At 63.0% G+C, this 15,729-nt stretch carries 15 protein-coding genes; 7 read left to right on the top strand and 8 right to left on the bottom strand.

The window, feature by feature from the left end; genetic code table 11:
• Positions 1–15: 15 nt before the first annotated feature.
• From NKF25_RS17370 to NKF25_RS17355, 4 genes are all read right to left on the bottom strand, one after another.
• On the bottom strand, positions 16–672 hold the full coding sequence (locus NKF25_RS17370; protein WP_253227920.1) for an O-methyltransferase: 657 nt from the start codon (positions 670–672) through the stop codon (positions 16–18).
• A gap of 209 nt (positions 673–881) precedes the next feature.
• Positions 882–2,093: a galactokinase gene (gene galK / locus NKF25_RS17365; protein WP_253227919.1), complete on the bottom strand. Its 1,212-nt coding sequence runs from the start codon at positions 2,091–2,093 to the stop codon at positions 882–884.
• A 121-nt stretch (positions 2,094–2,214) separates the two neighbouring features.
• Positions 2,215–3,033, bottom strand: coding sequence for a hypothetical protein (locus NKF25_RS17360; protein ID WP_253227918.1), 819 nt, complete (start codon positions 3,031–3,033; stop codon positions 2,215–2,217).
• 109 nt (positions 3,034–3,142) lie between these two features.
• On the bottom strand, positions 3,143–4,753 hold the full coding sequence (locus NKF25_RS17355; RefSeq protein ID WP_253227917.1) for an MFS transporter: 1,611 nt from the start codon (positions 4,751–4,753) through the stop codon (positions 3,143–3,145).
• Positions 4,754–4,976: 223 nt separating this feature from the next.
• On the opposite strand from NKF25_RS17355, the gene NKF25_RS17350 reads away from it, so the two are divergent.
• From NKF25_RS17350 to NKF25_RS17335, 4 genes are read left to right on the top strand one after another with little or no spacing between them, the layout of a single operon-like run.
• Positions 4,977–5,936 carry a PrsW family intramembrane metalloprotease gene (locus tag NKF25_RS17350; protein WP_253227916.1) on the top strand — a complete coding sequence of 320 codons (960 nt, stop codon included), beginning with the start codon at positions 4,977–4,979 and terminating at the stop codon, positions 5,934–5,936.
• Between the two features lie 13 nt (positions 5,937–5,949).
• Positions 5,950–7,665: a sulfate permease gene (gene sulP, locus NKF25_RS17345; protein WP_253227915.1), complete on the top strand. Its 1,716-nt coding sequence runs from the start codon at positions 5,950–5,952 to the stop codon at positions 7,663–7,665.
• Positions 7,666–7,720: 55 nt separating this feature from the next.
• Complete coding sequence (locus NKF25_RS17340; RefSeq protein WP_253227914.1) at positions 7,721–7,909, top strand: hypothetical protein; 189 nt, start codon at positions 7,721–7,723, stop codon at positions 7,907–7,909.
• Between the two features lie 52 nt (positions 7,910–7,961).
• Positions 7,962–9,053, top strand: coding sequence for an AI-2E family transporter (locus NKF25_RS17335; RefSeq protein ID WP_253227913.1), 1,092 nt, complete (start codon positions 7,962–7,964; stop codon positions 9,051–9,053).
• A 3-nt stretch (positions 9,054–9,056) separates the two neighbouring features.
• On the opposite strand, the gene NKF25_RS17330 is transcribed toward NKF25_RS17335, so the two are convergent.
• Positions 9,057–10,013 (bottom strand): AEC family transporter, encoded by a 957-nt coding sequence (locus tag NKF25_RS17330; protein WP_253227912.1) that lies wholly within the window; start codon positions 10,011–10,013, stop codon positions 9,057–9,059.
• Positions 10,014–10,180: 167 nt separating this feature from the next.
• Complete coding sequence (locus NKF25_RS17325) at positions 10,181–10,849, bottom strand: helix-turn-helix domain-containing protein (RefSeq protein ID WP_253227911.1); 669 nt, start codon at positions 10,847–10,849, stop codon at positions 10,181–10,183.
• A gap of 111 nt (positions 10,850–10,960) precedes the next feature.
• On the opposite strand from NKF25_RS17325, the gene NKF25_RS17320 reads away from it, so the two are divergent.
• The gene (locus tag NKF25_RS17320) at positions 10,961–11,662 is read left to right on the top strand and encodes a DUF502 domain-containing protein (RefSeq protein ID WP_253227910.1); all 702 of its coding nucleotides are present in this window, start codon (positions 10,961–10,963) and stop codon (positions 11,660–11,662) included.
• A gap of 9 nt (positions 11,663–11,671) precedes the next feature.
• Here NKF25_RS17320 and NKF25_RS17315 read toward each other — a convergent pair whose 3' ends face one another.
• Together NKF25_RS17315 and NKF25_RS17310 are read right to left on the bottom strand one after the other, a co-directional pair.
• Positions 11,672–12,910, bottom strand: a complete 1,239-nt coding sequence (locus tag NKF25_RS17315; RefSeq protein WP_253227909.1) for a M20 family metallo-hydrolase — start codon at positions 12,908–12,910, stop codon at positions 11,672–11,674.
• 77 nt (positions 12,911–12,987) lie between these two features.
• Positions 12,988–13,440, bottom strand: coding sequence for a pyridoxamine 5'-phosphate oxidase family protein (locus tag NKF25_RS17310; RefSeq protein ID WP_253227908.1), 453 nt, complete (start codon positions 13,438–13,440; stop codon positions 12,988–12,990).
• A gap of 196 nt (positions 13,441–13,636) precedes the next feature.
• On the opposite strand from NKF25_RS17310, the gene NKF25_RS17305 reads away from it, so the two are divergent.
• Together NKF25_RS17305 and NKF25_RS17300 are read left to right on the top strand one after the other, a co-directional pair.
• A complete protein-coding gene (locus NKF25_RS17305) occupies positions 13,637–14,383 on the top strand; it encodes an ABC transporter ATP-binding protein (protein ID WP_253227907.1) in 747 nt (248 codons plus the stop codon).
• Positions 14,384–14,391: 8 nt separating this feature from the next.
• On the top strand, positions 14,392–15,627 hold the full coding sequence (locus tag NKF25_RS17300; protein ID WP_253227906.1) for an ABC transporter permease: 1,236 nt from the start codon (positions 14,392–14,394) through the stop codon (positions 15,625–15,627).
• The last annotated feature ends 102 nt before the right edge of the window (positions 15,628–15,729 follow it).

Below are 15,729 nucleotides of genomic sequence, written 5' to 3'. Positions count from 1 at the left end.
CCCCCTCTTCCCGACTTATCGTCGATAACTCACGGCGATTCCCTCGCCCAGTGGAATCACGCTCGTCTCGAAGTCGGGGTCGTCGCGCACCGCCAGCAGATACTCCGCGATGCCGCGGGTGTTCTCGTTCATCTCCGGGTTTCCACCTTCGATGGCGTCGAGAATCGCGTCGAAGTCCTGCCGCCCGGCGATCATCGCGTTGTCGGCGATGACGACGCCCCCGGGTGCGACTTTCCCTCGGATCGACTCCCACGCTTCGGGATAGCCGTCCTTGTTGTGGTCGATGAGCACCACGTCGAACGGGCCGTCGTGATGATCGACGATTTCGTTCGCGTCGCCGTTCTCGAAGGTGGCGCGGTCGGCGAACCCGCCCGCTTCGAGGTACTCCCGTGCTTCGTCGAGTTCGTCCGCGTCGTACTCCGTGAGGACGATTTCGCCGTCCTCCGGCAGCGCCTCGGCGAACCAGTAGGCCGAGTAGCCGAAACCGGACCCGAACTCGAAAATCCGCTCGGCGTCCACCGCGTACGCGAGCAACCGCAGAAACTGCCCGACTTCCCGACCGACGGTCGGGAAGTCCTCGCCGCGCTCCTCCATCGCTTGCAGGGTTTCGTCCGGTTCGGCGACCGCGGCACGTACGAAACGCTTCGACTTCTCGGGAAGGATCTCCGTCATACGACGGCCTACACGTGGAAGGACGATAATTCTCGTGGGTACGTGCTCCAAATTTTCACCGGTACGAATCGCCGGTTTCACCGGTATGAACCGCCGGTCTCACCGGTATGAACCGCCGGGTTCCCAGGTTTGAACCACCGGTTCGCTGGCGGGCGGCGGCGAACGTTCGCCGCCGCCCGCCTTCCTCCGCCGTTTCGATTCCGTGGCGGTCAGTTCTCAAGTCCCGCTTCGACCCGTGCGCCGTCGCCGACGGCGCACGGGAAGACGTCGGGTTCGATGCCGGTTTCGGCGAGATACGCCTCCCGAACGGTTTCCGCGAAGGATTCGACGGATTCCGCCCGGACGAGGCTCACGACACAGCCGCCGAACCCGGCACCAGTCATCCGCGAACCGAGTTCGGCGTCGATGTCGCCCGCCGTTTCCACCACGAAATCGAGCTCCGGACAGCTGACCTCGTAGGAGTCCCGGAGGCTTCGATGCGATTCATCCATCAGTTCCCCGACGTGCGCCATCTCGCCTGTTTCGAGCGCGTTCGCGGCCTCGCGAACGCGCTCGTTCTCGTACACGACGTGTCCGCACCGCTCTCGTATCGTCTCCGGAAGTTCGTCCTCGACCGCCTCGAACTCGGCGACCGACACGTCACGCAGTGCGCTCACGTCGTCGGACAGGAGTTCGTCCAGCAGTTCGACGCCTTCCGCGCACTGGGCGACCCGCTCGTTGTACGCCGAATCGACCAACTCGTGTTCGACGTTCGTGTTCGTCACGACGACGCGAACGTCCTCGTCCAGCGAGTAGCGCTCGTAGTTTCGGGTGCGGCAGTCGAGAAACAGCGCGTGGTTCCGCTCGCCGAGCGCGACGACGAACTGGTCCATGATGCCGCATTCGACGCCGACGAACTCCCGTTCGACCCGCCACCCGAGATCCGCGAGTTCGGTCGGGGTGTAATCGAAGTCCCACGCCTCGTTCAGCGCTGTCGCAGTCGCCAGTTCGAGCGACGCGGACGACGACAGGCCGCCCCCCATCGGAACGTCGCCGTCCACGACGAGGTCGAACCCCGAAACTCCCGGCGCTCCCTTGGCGAGTTCCCGGGCGATTCCCTCGATGTAGCCGAGCCACGATGATCCCTCGCTCGGGGGCGAATCGAGGGAGAACTCACGACTCTCTTCGAAGTTCGTCGAGTATGCGCGAACGGTACGGTCGGGACGGTCGCGGGTTCCGGTGCGGGGGCGCACCGCGATTTCGGTTCGCCGATCGATCACGACGGGGAGAACGAAGCCGCCGTTGTAGTCCGTGTGTCCGCCGATGAGATTCACCCGGCCGGGTGCGGAAGCCCGCACGAATTCCGCATCCTCGTCGCCGAACTGCTCGACCGCGATTCTCCGGAGGTCAGAGCCTTCGTCACCATCGTCACCATCACCCACGTGTCATCATCTCCGCTCGCCGACGCGTCGTTTTTCCCGTCCGATTGGAGGGCCGCTCGTCTGCAACGTGCATGGCCACGGCTTCGGCACCGACAGTGATAAAATCCGAGAATCGTGGGTGCTAGTCGTAATCGGACCGTTCGGTGGGTGGCCAATCGGACCGTTCGGTCGGTGGTCGTTCGACGGGGTTGCTCCCCGGCGACCTGAGATCGATGAAGAACTCGACGGTGGCGACCGTCAGCGCGAGCGAAACGGGTGCCGAAAGGACCGCCCCGATAACGATACCGGCGATACCGAGATTGATGAAGAGCGTTCCGACGAGCGACAGCAGGAAGACGACGACGAGATAGCCGACGCCGAAAGTGGCGTACTTCGACTCTCCCGTGGCGAGTTCGTAGCTCCGTCGGAGCGCCTCGGTCAGCGAACGGTCGTCCACGACGACGATGAAGGGAACGCCGTAGAACACGAAATTCAGAACCAACAGTACGAGAAGTGCAACGAAGATGAGCGGCGCAAATACCAACGCGGCACCGCCTGTTGCGAGGATGGCGACCCACACCAGAACCGTGTAGCCCAAGAGCGGAAGGAAGTAGTTGCGAGCGTTGTACGTGAAATCGTAGCTGCCGGTTTCGATGCCGTCCCGGATACTTCCGAGAAAGCCGCCCATGAGGATGCTCGTGACGACGGCGTATATCGGCACGAAATACCACATCGGCGAGATGTGAATCCCCGTCGTCGTGTTCGGGAGGCTCACGAACGTCCAGAACGTCGGTAGGCCCGTCGGAAAGTGAAACGACACTCCAAGTCGGAGCCCGTTCACCTCCGACACTTTTCGAATCTTGTCGATGTCGATGAAAGTTGCGAGGAGCGGCACTACCGCGAGGGGGAGCAGGTCTCCGAGACGGTCGAAGCCGTCGGAGAGATATTCGAGGAACCTCACGGCGAATCATCACCGTTCCGGACGACGGATTTCTTCGTTGGAGGGAACATACGCAAACAAACACAGACAACTGGGATAACTGTTCTCCATCAATCAAATACTCGCGGCGTCAGTACTCGTCCATCCCCGAGACGAAGTGCGAGACCTGCGGCGGTTCGTCGCCGACGTGAAACGACACCGCTCGGCTCTGTATCTCCCGGTCGGCTACCGAAACGCGCTCGTGTTCGCGGAGGTGGGCCATCCACGTCCCCGTGAGATACACTTCGAGGTAGCGGTCGTCGGTTTCGGTGTCGCGGAACACGTTCCAGTATCGCGCGCCGTTCCGCCGCCGCACGCGCCCCAACTTTTCCACGGCCGCCAGAAAATCGTCGGCCGTCGCCGGGTCGATTCGATACTCGACGCTGACGAGCACCGGGCCGGTGTCGGGGGGCGGTTCGAACTCAGTTCTGGGGTTGAACCAGTCCCCGGAGGGTCGCAGGTCGAGGTCGTCCGTCTCGGGAATCCGCCAGTGAATACCCCCGACGAGGCCGCCGACCAACCCGACTCCGGCGATGACGAACGCCATCGGCGTGCCGAGATGGTCGGCGACGACGCCCCATCCGAGGCTGCTGACCGCCATCCCGCCGAGGAAGAACAGCATGTACACCGACAGCGTCCGTGCACGGACCCACTCGGGCGAGAGCGTCTGCACGGCGGTGTTCAGGCTCGATAGGACGGAAATCCACGCGAGACCACCGAGCGCGACAGCGACCAGCGCGACGAGGACGATGTGGACGGTTCCCAGCACCACTAGCACGAGGCCGAACAGGGCTGACGCCCCGAGGACGACTTGGTTCGTCGTGAAATGCTTTCGCGCCCGTTCGAGGACGGTGATTCCTGCCGCCGACCCGAGACCCGTGACGCCGAGGACGATGCCGTACCCCCCCGCGCCGAGGTGGAGTTGATTGCGGACGAGCAGGGGCAACAGCGCCCAAATCGCGCTGGCGAAGGTGATGAACAGCACCGTTCGAGCCAGCACTGACCGCAAGGCCGGGGCGTTCCGGACGAACCGCACCCCGCGATAGATCGACTCCGATAGCCGCTCTGGCGGTAGGTCCGATGTCGTTGGTTCCCGCTTCCAGCGATACACGACGACGAGGACGGCGACGAACGACACCGCGTTGAGGAAGAACACCGTCGCCGTGCCGGTCGCAGCGAGGATGAGGCCGCCGACCGCCGGACCGACTGCGCGGGCGATGTTGAACCCTACTGCGCCCAGCGAAATCGCCGCCGGAAGCTCCCTTCGCGGGACCAACTCCGGCTGAATCGCCTGCCACGTCGGGTTCAGGAACGCGGTGCCGAAGCCGAGCGAGAACGTTAGCAACAGCAGTACCCATGGCGTCGTCGCGCCGACCGCCGTCAGCCCGCTCAGTATCACGGCGCTGATCAGCATCCACGCCTGAACCACCAACAGCAGCCAGCGCCGGTCCACGATGTCGCCGATGGCACCCGCTGGAAGCGACACGAGGACGACCGGGAGCGTCGTCGCAGTCTGCACCAGCGCGACCAACAGCGCCGAGGTGGTCAGCGAGGTCATCAGCCACGCCGCGCCGACGTTCTGCATCCACGTCCCGACGTTCGACACCAGAGCCGCCGTCCACATCGCCCGGAAAACGGGTTCGCCCAAGGGTTCCCAGACCGAAACCGCGTCCTCCGTGTCCGCTGCGTCCGCCTCAGCCACGACTCCCTCCGTTCACCTCGCTCGTTCCTCTCCCCTCTGCGTTCGATGGTACGAACTTCATCGTCCCCCCGTCCCCGAAGAACTTCTTCGTCGGACCCTAGAAACGTTCGCCTCGGCTAAATCTCTGTCCCGTCAACACGATCCGCGCAGTCCGAAGGATCGAAGTAGTGGACCGCCCGTCGTTGCCAACAACGATTATGGCGTGTCGGGTTGTTTACGGGTTATGGGTGGGAGTGAAGACGAGCAGATAGAAAGATCGCTTCGGGAAGAAGACCTGTACGACGTTACCACGTGGGAGAAACGGACGGTGCTCGACCGGGTGTCGGTCGGTATCTACAGTGGGCTCACGAACAACTGGCAACGGATATTCGTCGTACTCGCGGTGTTGCTGTTCGTCGCGCAACTCGCGGCCACGGGGTTCATCCTGTTCGTGGAACCGGCGCTGGGGGTGTTGACGTTTCTGTCGGTGATTCCGGCGTTCGTCCTCGCGGCGCTCATCTGGTACGGCGACGACGTGCAGCGGGAACCGCTCGCGCCGCTCGCGGTGACGTTCCTGCTGGGCGTGTTGTTCGCGGGGTTCGCGTCCCTGCTCAACACGGCGCTGCAACCCGTTTTCCAGCTGATTCCCGTCGTCGGAACGGTTCTGTTCTTCTATCTGGAAGTCGGTCCGGTCGAGGAGACGTCGAAGTGGCTCGCTTCGCGGTTGTACGCCTATCGAACCGAGTACCTCTCCGCCGCCATCGACGGCGCGGTGTTCGGCGCGTTCGCCGGACTCGGCTTCGCGACCATCGAGAACTTCACGTACATCACGAACGCGCTGTTCACGGCGGGCAAGCTTCCGATGTCGAGGCTCGTCAGCGTCGTGGTCGGCACCGCCGCACAGCGGTCGTTCGTCGGCCCGGGCCACGTCATCTACGCGTCGTTCGCGGGCTACTACCTCGGCTTGGCGAAGGGGAACCCGGAAAATCGCGGTCCCATCATCGTCAAGGGCCTGCTCATCGCCGCGCTCATTCACGCGACCTACGATACGCTGGTGACGTACCTCCCGCTGACGGGGGTGACGTTCATCGCCTTCGTCATCGTTTACGACGGCATCTTCCTTGCGATTCTCTACCGAAAGATATCGCGGTACCGCCACAAGTATCAGCAGGCGACGGAACAGCCCGAACAGAGTCCCTCGTAACTGAGGTCATCGAATGGCTCCGGAATCCTCGCACCGGGACGGAGATACGGACGGTGGACTCGTCGAATCGGTCCTTCCGATCGCTCGCTGGCTTCCCCGCTACGATGCGTCGTTGTTCCGTCCGGACCTGTTCGCGGGCATCACGGTTGCCGCCGCCATCCTGCCCGAGGGGATGGCTTACGCCTCGCTGGCCGGTCTACCGCCGGAAACAGGCCTGTACGCGAGTCTCCTCGCCCTCCTCGCGTACGTGTTCGTCGGCACGTCGAAACAGGTCATCTACGGTCCGACGTCCGCGCTCGCCATCCTCGTCGCGTCGGGTGTCGGCTCGGTGGCCAGCGGCTCCCCGGCCGACTACGCCTCGCTCGTGGCGCTGACGACGCTGCTCGTCGGTCTCGTCTCCGTCGTCGCGTGGCTGTTCCGACTCGGCTTCGTCGTGAACTTCATCTCAGAATCCGTCCTGACCGGCTTCTCGGCGGGCGCGGCGCTGTACATTACGGCGACCCAACTCGACAAACTGTTCGGGATTCCACGGGCCAGCGGCACCTTCTTCGACCGACTGGGGTTCGTCGTCTCCCACCTCGGAGCTACGAACCTGCCGACGCTCGCGGTCGGCATTGCCGCCATCGTCCTGCTCGTCCTCGGGGAACGCTACGCGAGGCGTTTTCCGACCGCGCTCCTCGTTGTTCTCCTCGCCACCGGACTGGTTGCCGTGACGAATCTGGAGGCACGGGGCGTCGAAATCGTCGGGAACATTCCGAACGGCTTGCCGCCGCTCTCGATTCCGACGCTGACCACGGGAACACTCCCCGACCTGCTCCCCGTCGCGTTCGCGCTCTTCTTGCTCTCCTACGTCCAGGGGATGGGAGCCGTCGAGACGTTCGCCCGGCGGCACGACGACTCCGTGGACGCGAATCAGGAACTCCTCGCGGACGGTCTCACGAACCTCGCGGCGGGAATCGGTCACGGCTTCGTCGTCGGGGGGAGCATGTCCCGAAGCGCGCTCAACGACGAAATCGGCGGAAAGACACAACTCACGAGCGGCGTCGCGGCGGTTGCTATCACCCTCGTCCTCCTGTTTTTGACCGATCTGTTCACGACGCTTCCCGAAACCGTCCTCGCCGCCGTCGTCATCGTCGCCGTCTCGGGACTCGTCGACGTGTCGGAACTCAAGCGCATCTACCGCATCGACAAGCCGGAGTTCGCCACGGCCGCGTCCGCGTTTCTCGGCGTCCTCTTCTTCGGGATGCTGTCGGGCGTGTTCATCGGCGTCCTCGTCTCGATCCTCGTCGTCGTGGCGCGGGCGACCTACCCGCACACGGCTACGATTGGCAGGGTTCCGGGGTCGGACGAGTTCAGCGACCTGTCGCGCCATCCGGAAAACGAACGCGTTCCGGGCGTGCTGGTGTACCGCGTGGACGCCGAGTTGTTCTTCGCCAACGCGCCGACAATCCGTGCGGCAGTCATGGACGAGGTCGATACCCGCGAGCGCCCCGTCTCGCTCGTCGTCCTCGACATGCGCTCGTCGCCGACGGTCGACCTCACCGCCGCCGACATGCTCGTATCGTTAGCCAAGGACCTCGAAAAGCGCGGTATCGACTTTCGATTGGCCGAGGCCGACGGCCCGGTTCGGGACACCCTCGCCGCCATCGATTCCGCGAAACCGTTCGGCGACGTGCCGCTCAACGAGCGCGTCGTGACGGTCATCGACGAGTGGCAACGGGAGTGGTGACGCACTGCTATCACGGATTCGAAACGATTATCAGAAAATAACGAAACGAAAGTGTATGAGTCGGACGACTGACATCCTCCTGTTCGCCATTCTCCTCGTGCTGGTTGCCATCTGGATGACTCTCGATTACGACGTTCCCGGAACTCATGGCGATTTGATAGCCTTCGGTGGGTTGTTCATCGGTCTGATCGCGTTCGGTAGTCAATTGATCACCCTTCTCCCCGACGACGACCGGTCGGAATGACCCACCAAACTATCATCCTTCTCGATGTATCCTCCCGTATCCGGAGGAGTTCATGAAATTCGAGCGCGACGATGGCCCGAGTTCGACCGAACTCGGTTGGTGGGTGTTCGCCGCCGCGTTGGCCGTCGTGCTCGTCACGTCGCTCGATTCGTATCTCGGCTGGTTCGTCTTCGGCCTCTTTTTGTACTACGTCGCCCGACCGATCGCCAGATGGCTCCAGGAGCGGGGAGTGCCGTCCGGAATCGCCACTATCCTGACGCTGGCGCTCATCATCCTGCCGTTCATCGCGCTGCTCGCGGCAATCGCCGTGATCGCATTCGGCCAGCTTTCGGCCGTCCGCGCCGCAGACGTCGAACGACTGGTTCGAACCCTGTTTCCGGGTTTCAATTTTGGGGCGATTCCGGCGACACCCGAGGGGTGGTACGATTCGGTCTCCGAACTGCTCAGCAACCCGTCCATTCGATCGTTCGTCTTCCGGATTCGTGGGTTCGTGGGGGCGTTCGCGGCCCAATCGTACAACCTGTTTCTCACGCTCGTCTTCGTCTTCTTCCTCGTCCGCGACGAGGCGACGATCACGGGTTGGTTCCGGCGGACGGTCGCGGACGAGGAAACGAGTACCTATCGGTACCTGCAAGCCGTCGATCAGGGGCTGAACTCCGTTTTCTTCGGCTACACCTTGACCATCTTCGTCATCATCATCCTCTCCGCGGTCATCTACAACCTGCTCAACCTCGTCGCGCCGCCGAGCATGGCGATTCCCCAGACGATGCTCGTGGCGGTTGCGACCGGCCTCGCCACCATCGTCCCGCTCGTCGGGCGCTCCATCGTCTACTTCTTCGTCGTCGCCTACCTCGCCATCGTCGCGCTCGAAACCGACCCCGTTCGGCTCTGGTTCCCGATCCTGCTCCTGCTCATCATGGAAATCGCGTTCGACAACGTCGTCCGGACCTACATCCGTCCGGTTCTCTCGGGACGGCTGTTCCCGACGAGCCTCATCGTGTTCGCCTATCTCCTCGGCCCGCCGATTTTCGGCTGGTACGGTATCTTCCTCGGCCCGTTCATCATGGTCGTCGTGGTGCAGTTCCTCTGGGTCGTGTTTCCGACGTTGTCGTGGCCCGGATCTCCGGAATCGAATGACGGTTGATGATTAAAAGAGATAGCCGCCCTGAATGGCAACCACGAGCGCGGTCAGGATGACGACGCTGAGGACCGTCGTGACGAAGATGACGGTACTCATGTACTCGGCGGTCGAGAGCGACTCCTCGTCGTGGTCGCTGTAGGCGATGGTGAGGGCGAGCGGGGTGACGGCGGCGGGCGTCGCACATTCGAGGATGAAGATGTTGCCCACGTGCGGTCGCGTGAAGCCGACGACGACCGCGATACCCGCCCCCAGAACCGGCGCGACGACGAGTTTGAGCGCCGTCGGGAGCGCGATTCGGTGCAGTCCGCCGAGGTCCACCTCGGCCAGTTGGATGCCGACGACGGTGAGCATCAACGGGACTGACGCCGACCCGACGCTATCGAGCGTCGTCATGAACGTTCCATCGACGGGCGGAACGAGGCCCAGAAAACGGACGAGCGCCGCGAGGACGACGGCGTAGACGAGCGGCAGTCGAAACACTTCTCGGACCGCACTTCGCACGCCCGCGGTGTTGTCGCTGCTCGCGGAGACGACGTAGACGCCGACCGTGTAGAGGATGACGCTCTGTATCGTGAGAAACAGCGTCGCCGTTGTTCGCCCGACGTCGCCGAAGACGAACTCCGTGAGCGGGATTCCGACGAACCCGGAGTTCGGGAACGCGCTCGCCAACACGACGCCGGGCAGGGCGGCGTCCGGCAGGTCGAGCGTTCGCCCGCTGAGGTACGCGACGCCCATCATTACGAGCGTGTACGCGAAGACGGCGAGACCGAGGTTGAGCACCGTCTTGCCGCTCAAATCGGTGGTGACGATTCCGTGGAAGACGAGCGCCGGGAGGAAGAAGTTCAGCGCGACCGTGTTGAGCTGACCGACCGAGATGCCGGTTCGCCACCCGATGACGTATCCGACGCCCGCGATGGCGATGATCGGGAGGATTGCGGAGGTGAACGCGGATATCGCACTCATCGACTGCTCCTCGCATCGGCTATCGTCTCGTAATCCATCGAACGATACTCTACTGACGACCGAATTAAAGCCACGTTCTGCGGTCAATCCCGCATATATTTGGATAATCGTTATATTTTATGATGAATAAGGATAGTTCAACTGCAACTGGACGGGCGACGAAACGACTATTCGAGTTCGCCTTCGCCGATGACGAGCGCGTTCGCTATCAGGTTCGTGTACGCACGACGGAGTCGTTCGGAGAGGGCTTGGTGTGAGATTCCGAGGTCACGGGAGAGTTCCTCGCCCGAAATCGTCCGCGGGATGTCGTAGTAGCCCTCCTCCAGCGCGGCGACGAGGGTGTCGTACTGCTCCTTCGTGAGTCCGTACTGTCCCCGTCGGGGGGATTCGTCGAGTCGGTAGATCTGCTCGATTTCGAGCGGAATGCCGTGTTCTTCGCAGTACTGGTACGTCGCGCCCAATGCGTCCCGAGTGGGAAACAGGATCCGTAGTTTCCACTCGTCGCCAGAGCCGTTCGCGTCGATTATCGTTCCGCTCTCCTCGACGAGGATGTGGATGACGAATCTGGTTTTCCCGATCCACTCCATTCGAAACAGCCATTCGTCGTCCAGGTCCGCGAGAAGCTCTATACCGTCGGTTGTCGGGTCGTCTTCGAGGGCGGCGTGGAGGGCGTCGAACTGGTCCGGGTCTGCCGTCGCCCAGACGTAGGGCATTACCCGCTCGGCTTCGGGTGCGACGACACGTTCTACTTCGAACGTAACGCCTGGAACCCGTTCGAGTGTCGCCTCCAGTGCGAAGTCCGATGCCGGAAGTCGCACGATGGCGATTGTACTCATGGAGATAGAGCTAGGCGCTTCCGAGGGATTACTCTGCTGGTGGCTGATGAATTTTCTTGCTGGAATATTCAGCCAGTACGCTCTTACTCCCCCGCCCGAGTGTGCTGTACGATGGCTACCTCGGACGACTTGTCACTATTCGATAAAACACGGGAGACGGCGCTCACGGGTATTACCGTCGTCGTTCCCCTTCTCATAACGTTGTACGTCGTCGTCGTTTTGCTCAAGTTTGTCAGGAATATGCTGATTCCGATCTTGGGACTCGTTCCTGTCAGCTCCATACTCGTCCTCGGTGGCATCGCGGTACTGGTCATCGTGTCCATGATAATGATGGTCGGGTTCGTCGCGCACTCGCCGGTCGGCGAGCGCGCCATCGACAACTTCGATTACGCCATCAGCCAGATTCCGGGACTCGGAACCGTCTATCGAAGCTTCCGGCGGATGGGGGACGCGATGGTCGAGAGCGACGAGGACCACTTTCGGGACGTGAAACTGCTCGAATTCCCGACCGATGACACGTACACGTTCGCGTTCGTCACGGCGGAGACGCCGGACGAGGTGCGAAAAGCGACCGGCGAGGAGAAGATGACCACCGTCTTCCTTCCAATGGCTCCAAACCCGGTGATGGGCGGCTTCGTCGTCAACGTCCCCAACGACGACCTCCTGGACGTCGATATTCCACTGGAAGTCGCGTTCCGCGCCCTCGTCACCAGCGGCGTCGGACTGGACGAGATGGGAGCCAGTACGGAGGGGCTGAGCGAAGACCAACTCCGACGTCTGACGGGGCAAGACGTGGCTCGATATCAGGACTGATCCTCTGTCTCAGAATTGAGCGCCCGCCAACGTGGCAATCCCACCGGCGAGCACTCGCGTCGCCGTCGAACAGTCCTCCCAGTCGGTCCATTCGGCGGGGTTGTGCGAAATCCCGTCGCGCGACGGCGCGAACAACATCGCCGCGTCCGTCACGTCCGCGATGTGCATCGTGTCGTGGGCCGCCCCCGAGTGGAGGTCGAGCGTCTCTATTTCCGACTTTTCGCCCGCCTCGTGCACCGCTTCCCGACAGCGCTCGCTCATGTCCGTCGGTTCGAGGTCGAAGTCACGGGAGAGGGTCGTCTCGACGCCGCGCTCCGATTCGAGAATCGTGAGCGACTCCTCGGCACGGGAGACGAGTTCATTCATCGACTCGTATTCCACGTCCCGAATATCGACGCCCATCGTGACCGCTCCGGGGACGACGTTCGTCGCGTTCGGCCGCGCGTCGATCTTTCCGACGGTCCCAACGGCCGTCTCACTGATTTCGTTCGCGGCCCGCTCTACGTCTTGAACGAACTCGCCTGACGCGACGAGCGCGTCCGTTCGCTCCGCCATCGGGGTCGCCCCGGCGTGGTTCGCCTCGCCTCGAACTTCCACGTCACAGTGCGTGATCCCGGTGATCGTCGTGACGACGCCGACCGACACGTCGGCCCGTTCGAGGCGTCGGCTCTGTTCGACGTGAAGTTCGAGCCACGAGTCCCATTCGCTCGCATCGAGTCGTCCCTCTCCCCGAAATTCCATCGAATCGAGCGCGTCGGCCAACGTCGTTCGTCCGTCGGTCAGCGCCAGCGCGTCATCGACCGACCGCTCGCCGACGGCGACCGAGGACCCGAGCAGGCCGCTGGCGAACCGCTGACCTTCCTCCTCGGTGAACGAGACGACGTCGACCGGACGGGTCGCCTCGATTCCCGAATCCTGCATCGCCCGAACCGCTTCCAACGCCGAATACACGCCGAGTGGGCCGTCGAAGATGCCGCCCTCCGGAACCGAATCGAGGTGGCCCCCGGCCGCGACCGCAGCGGCGTCCGGGTCGGCGCTTTCGGGCGTCCACCGTCCCGCGATGTTGCCGACGGCATCCACGCGAACGTCCAATCCGGCGTCCTCCAGTCGCTCCACGAAGTACTCCCGTGCCTGTCGGTTCGCTTCCGTTCCAGTGAGGACGGTTCGCCCGTGTTCGGCATCGTCCAGCGCACCGAATTCGGCGTTCGCCTCGATGTCCTTCCGCAGTCGGTCCCGGTCGATTCTCATGCGTTCCGTGTCGTCCGCGCGCCCCAAGTAGGTCGGGGTGGGTGGTATGAACTGCCGGAAGTCACCCCGTCGTCACGTCATGGGGACGGTTCGCCCATTCGAGCGGTGAAATCCCAACTGTGCAGGCGGTTCGGTTCGATCCGGATGGTCACCTCGCTCCGGTCGTCCGACAGCAACTCCCGTGCGAGTCGCGAATCGGCGTCCCCGAGATACCGAGTCACCAACTCCCGGAGCAGTTCCTTCTCCGAATCGGGTTCCACGCTCGCGGTTCCGTTCCCTCGTACCCCGGTGTACGGCGGGTCGTTCGTGGACACCTCGAAGGCGACGGACGGACCCTTCCGAAGCAGGTTGACGATATCCGCGCTCGCGGCGGTCGCACAACACAGGGCGTCGCCGTCGTACAGGTACCAGAGCGATACCATCCACAGGCTCCCCGATGGGGTTCTACAGGCCAATCGAAGCGGAACGGTCGTCCGCTCGAAGTACTCGATCAGTTCGTCCTTCGACCACACGCCTGATAGTTCGGTCATCGGAAATTCACCGATGATATACGCTCCCGATGATCGAATAACCCGCGATCGTGGAGACGGAAATTCCCCGGTGTGCGAAACGTTTCACGTTCCGAACCGGCGACGATGAGTGTAACACCGCTCCGTCGTTATTTTTCCCGCACCCGGTATCGTGTTATGGAGTAGGGTTTAGACTGTCGGGATAGTAACCTGTACTATGGCAGCCAGCCACTCGGCGAGTTCCGACGAGGGGCAGAGAGATGCGGTGACACTGACGGACGTTCGAAAAACGTACTTTCTGGGGGAGCCGGTTCACGCACTCGACGGCGTGAACCTGTCGATTCCACGGGGGGCGTACACGGCAGTGATGGGACCGAGTGGGTCGGGAAAGAGCACCCTCCTCAACCTCATCGGATGTCTCGACACGCCGACCGAGGGACGCATCTCCATCAACGGACGCGATGTCACTGACCTGTCGGACAAAGAACGGACGAGGGTTCGTGGGGAGGAGATAGGGTTCGTCTTCCAGACGTTCAACCTGATGCCGCGTCTCACCGCCCGTGAGAACGTCGCACTTCCGCTCGTGTTTCGCGGCGTCTCACGAACCGACCGCCGGGAGCGGGCCGACGACTTGCTGTACCGGGTGGGGCTTCGCGGTCGGGAGGACCACCGGCCGAACGAACTGTCAGGTGGCCAGCGTCAGCGCGTGGCCATCGCCCGCGCACTGGCGAACGACCCGGCCATCATCCTCGCCGACGAGCCGACCGGCAACCTCGACAGCGAGACGGGCCAACAGATAATGGCCCTGTTCGAGGAACTCAACGACGAGGGGAACACCGTGCTGATGGTGACGCACGAGCGCCACATCGCCGAACACGCCGAGCGCGTGGTTCACATCCTTGACGGCACCGTCGAACGGGTGGAGGAGATCGATTCGCGGCGGCGGGTCGAAGGGACGCGGTAGCGAGACAAATGGAGTTCCGCGAAACGCTCCGAATGAGCCTCAGGGCGATCCGAAGCCATCGTGTTCGGTCCTCCCTTTCTGCGTTCGGCGTCGTCATCGGCATCGCCGCCGTCATCACGCTCGTCACGCTCGGCACCAGCCTCCGCGTCGATATCCTTCACGAGTTCACCGGCGGCCACGCCCCGAACGTGTACGTCTGGGCGGGTCCACCCGGCGGCCAAGCCGGATTCGGTGCACAACCCGTCTTCACCGCCCACGACGTCGACCGACTCCGCCACATCGACGGCGTCGCGACGGTGGTTCCGAGGGGCATCCTCCCCGTCATCGCGCTCTCCCACGGTGGCCAAACGGTGAGCCAAAACCAAATCGTGGCGACGACGCCAGCGCAGTTCCGAACCCGAAAATTCGCTCACGGCGAGTCGTTTCGGCAGGGAAAACGCGAAGTCGTGGTGAACCCGGCGGCGGCGACGATGTTCGACGACACCCTCCGCGTCGGTGACACAGTCGAGATCAGAACGAGCGACGGCAGTACCGTGCGCGCCCGCGTCGTCGGCGTGTTACGCCACTCGAACGGGAACGGCCAGTTCGACAGCGGCGGGTCGCTCCCGCAGGTGTACGTCCCGACACGGCCGTTCTACAGTTCGACGGTGAAGAGTCCGACGCAGGGCACCGACGAGCGCGTCTACCCGCTCCTGACGGTGGTCGCAAAGAACCACGCGACGATTCCGGAAAGCAAGCGGGCGGTGAAAGCCTACCTTCACTCCAGTTCCGACGCGGTCCAACTCACGCCCGACAAGTACGCCATTCGGGTACGAACCGACCAGGACCTCGTGAATCGGTTGAAGGACGTGCTCACGACGCTGACGACGTTCATCACGAGCATCGCGGTCATCTCGCTCGTCGTCGCGGCCATCGGAATCGCCAACATCATGTTGGTGAGCGTAACTGAACGCACCCGCGAAATCGGCATCATGAAAGCCGTCGGCGCGCAGAACCGCGACGTGCTCCAATTGTTTCTGATGCAGGCCGTCCTGCTCGGCGTCGTCGGGTCGATATTCGGCGTCGCACTCGGTGCCGTCGGTGGGTACATCGCCACGCAGTACGTCGGCCTGCCGCTCGTCTTCGCGTACGAGGTCGTCCCCGTCGCCATCGGGGTCGGTATCCTCGTCGGCATGATCACCGGTCTCTACCCGGCGTGGAACGCCGCGCGTGTGGACCCCATCGACGCGTTGCGGTACGAGTGAGACGCGCACAACGGTCGAGCGGTTGGCCGACGAAACGACCACCATGCACATCGAGGGCATCACGACACGGATGGACTATGGAAAGTAGCGATGTGCAGATTC

Origin of the sequence: Haladaptatus sp. AB643 (genome assembly GCF_024136975.1) — an archaeon.
Classification (GTDB): Archaea; Halobacteriota; Halobacteria; order Halobacteriales; family Haladaptataceae; genus Haladaptatus.
The sequence above is the reverse complement of the archived record's forward strand: the minus strand, read 5'-3'. Positions and strand labels throughout refer to the sequence as shown.

Bases quoted from the DNA above. Each gene is read 5' to 3' on its own strand.
- NKF25_RS17370 (WP_253227920.1), bottom strand. From the start codon at position 672: ATGACGGAGATCCTTCCCGAGAAGTCGAAGCGTTTCGTACGTGCCGCG.
- NKF25_RS17350 (WP_253227916.1), top strand. From the start codon at position 4,977: ATGGGTGGGAGTGAAGACGAGCAGATAGAAAGATCGCTTCGGGAAGAA.
- sulP (WP_253227915.1), top strand. From the start codon at position 5,950: ATGGCTCCGGAATCCTCGCACCGGGACGGAGATACGGACGGTGGACTC.
- NKF25_RS17340 (WP_253227914.1), top strand. From the start codon at position 7,721: ATGAGTCGGACGACTGACATCCTCCTGTTCGCCATTCTCCTCGTGCTG.
- NKF25_RS17335 (WP_253227913.1), top strand. From the start codon at position 7,962: ATGAAATTCGAGCGCGACGATGGCCCGAGTTCGACCGAACTCGGTTGG.
- NKF25_RS17330 (WP_253227912.1), bottom strand. From the start codon at position 10,013: ATGAGTGCGATATCCGCGTTCACCTCCGCAATCCTCCCGATCATCGCC.
- NKF25_RS17325 (WP_253227911.1), bottom strand. From the start codon at position 10,849: ATGAGTACAATCGCCATCGTGCGACTTCCGGCATCGGACTTCGCACTG.
- NKF25_RS17320 (WP_253227910.1), top strand. From the start codon at position 10,961: ATGGCTACCTCGGACGACTTGTCACTATTCGATAAAACACGGGAGACG.
- NKF25_RS17315 (WP_253227909.1), bottom strand. From the start codon at position 12,910: ATGAGAATCGACCGGGACCGACTGCGGAAGGACATCGAGGCGAACGCC.
- NKF25_RS17310 (WP_253227908.1), bottom strand. From the start codon at position 13,440: ATGACCGAACTATCAGGCGTGTGGTCGAAGGACGAACTGATCGAGTAC.
- NKF25_RS17305 (WP_253227907.1), top strand. From the start codon at position 13,637: ATGGCAGCCAGCCACTCGGCGAGTTCCGACGAGGGGCAGAGAGATGCG.
- NKF25_RS17300 (WP_253227906.1), top strand. From the start codon at position 14,392: ATGGAGTTCCGCGAAACGCTCCGAATGAGCCTCAGGGCGATCCGAAGC.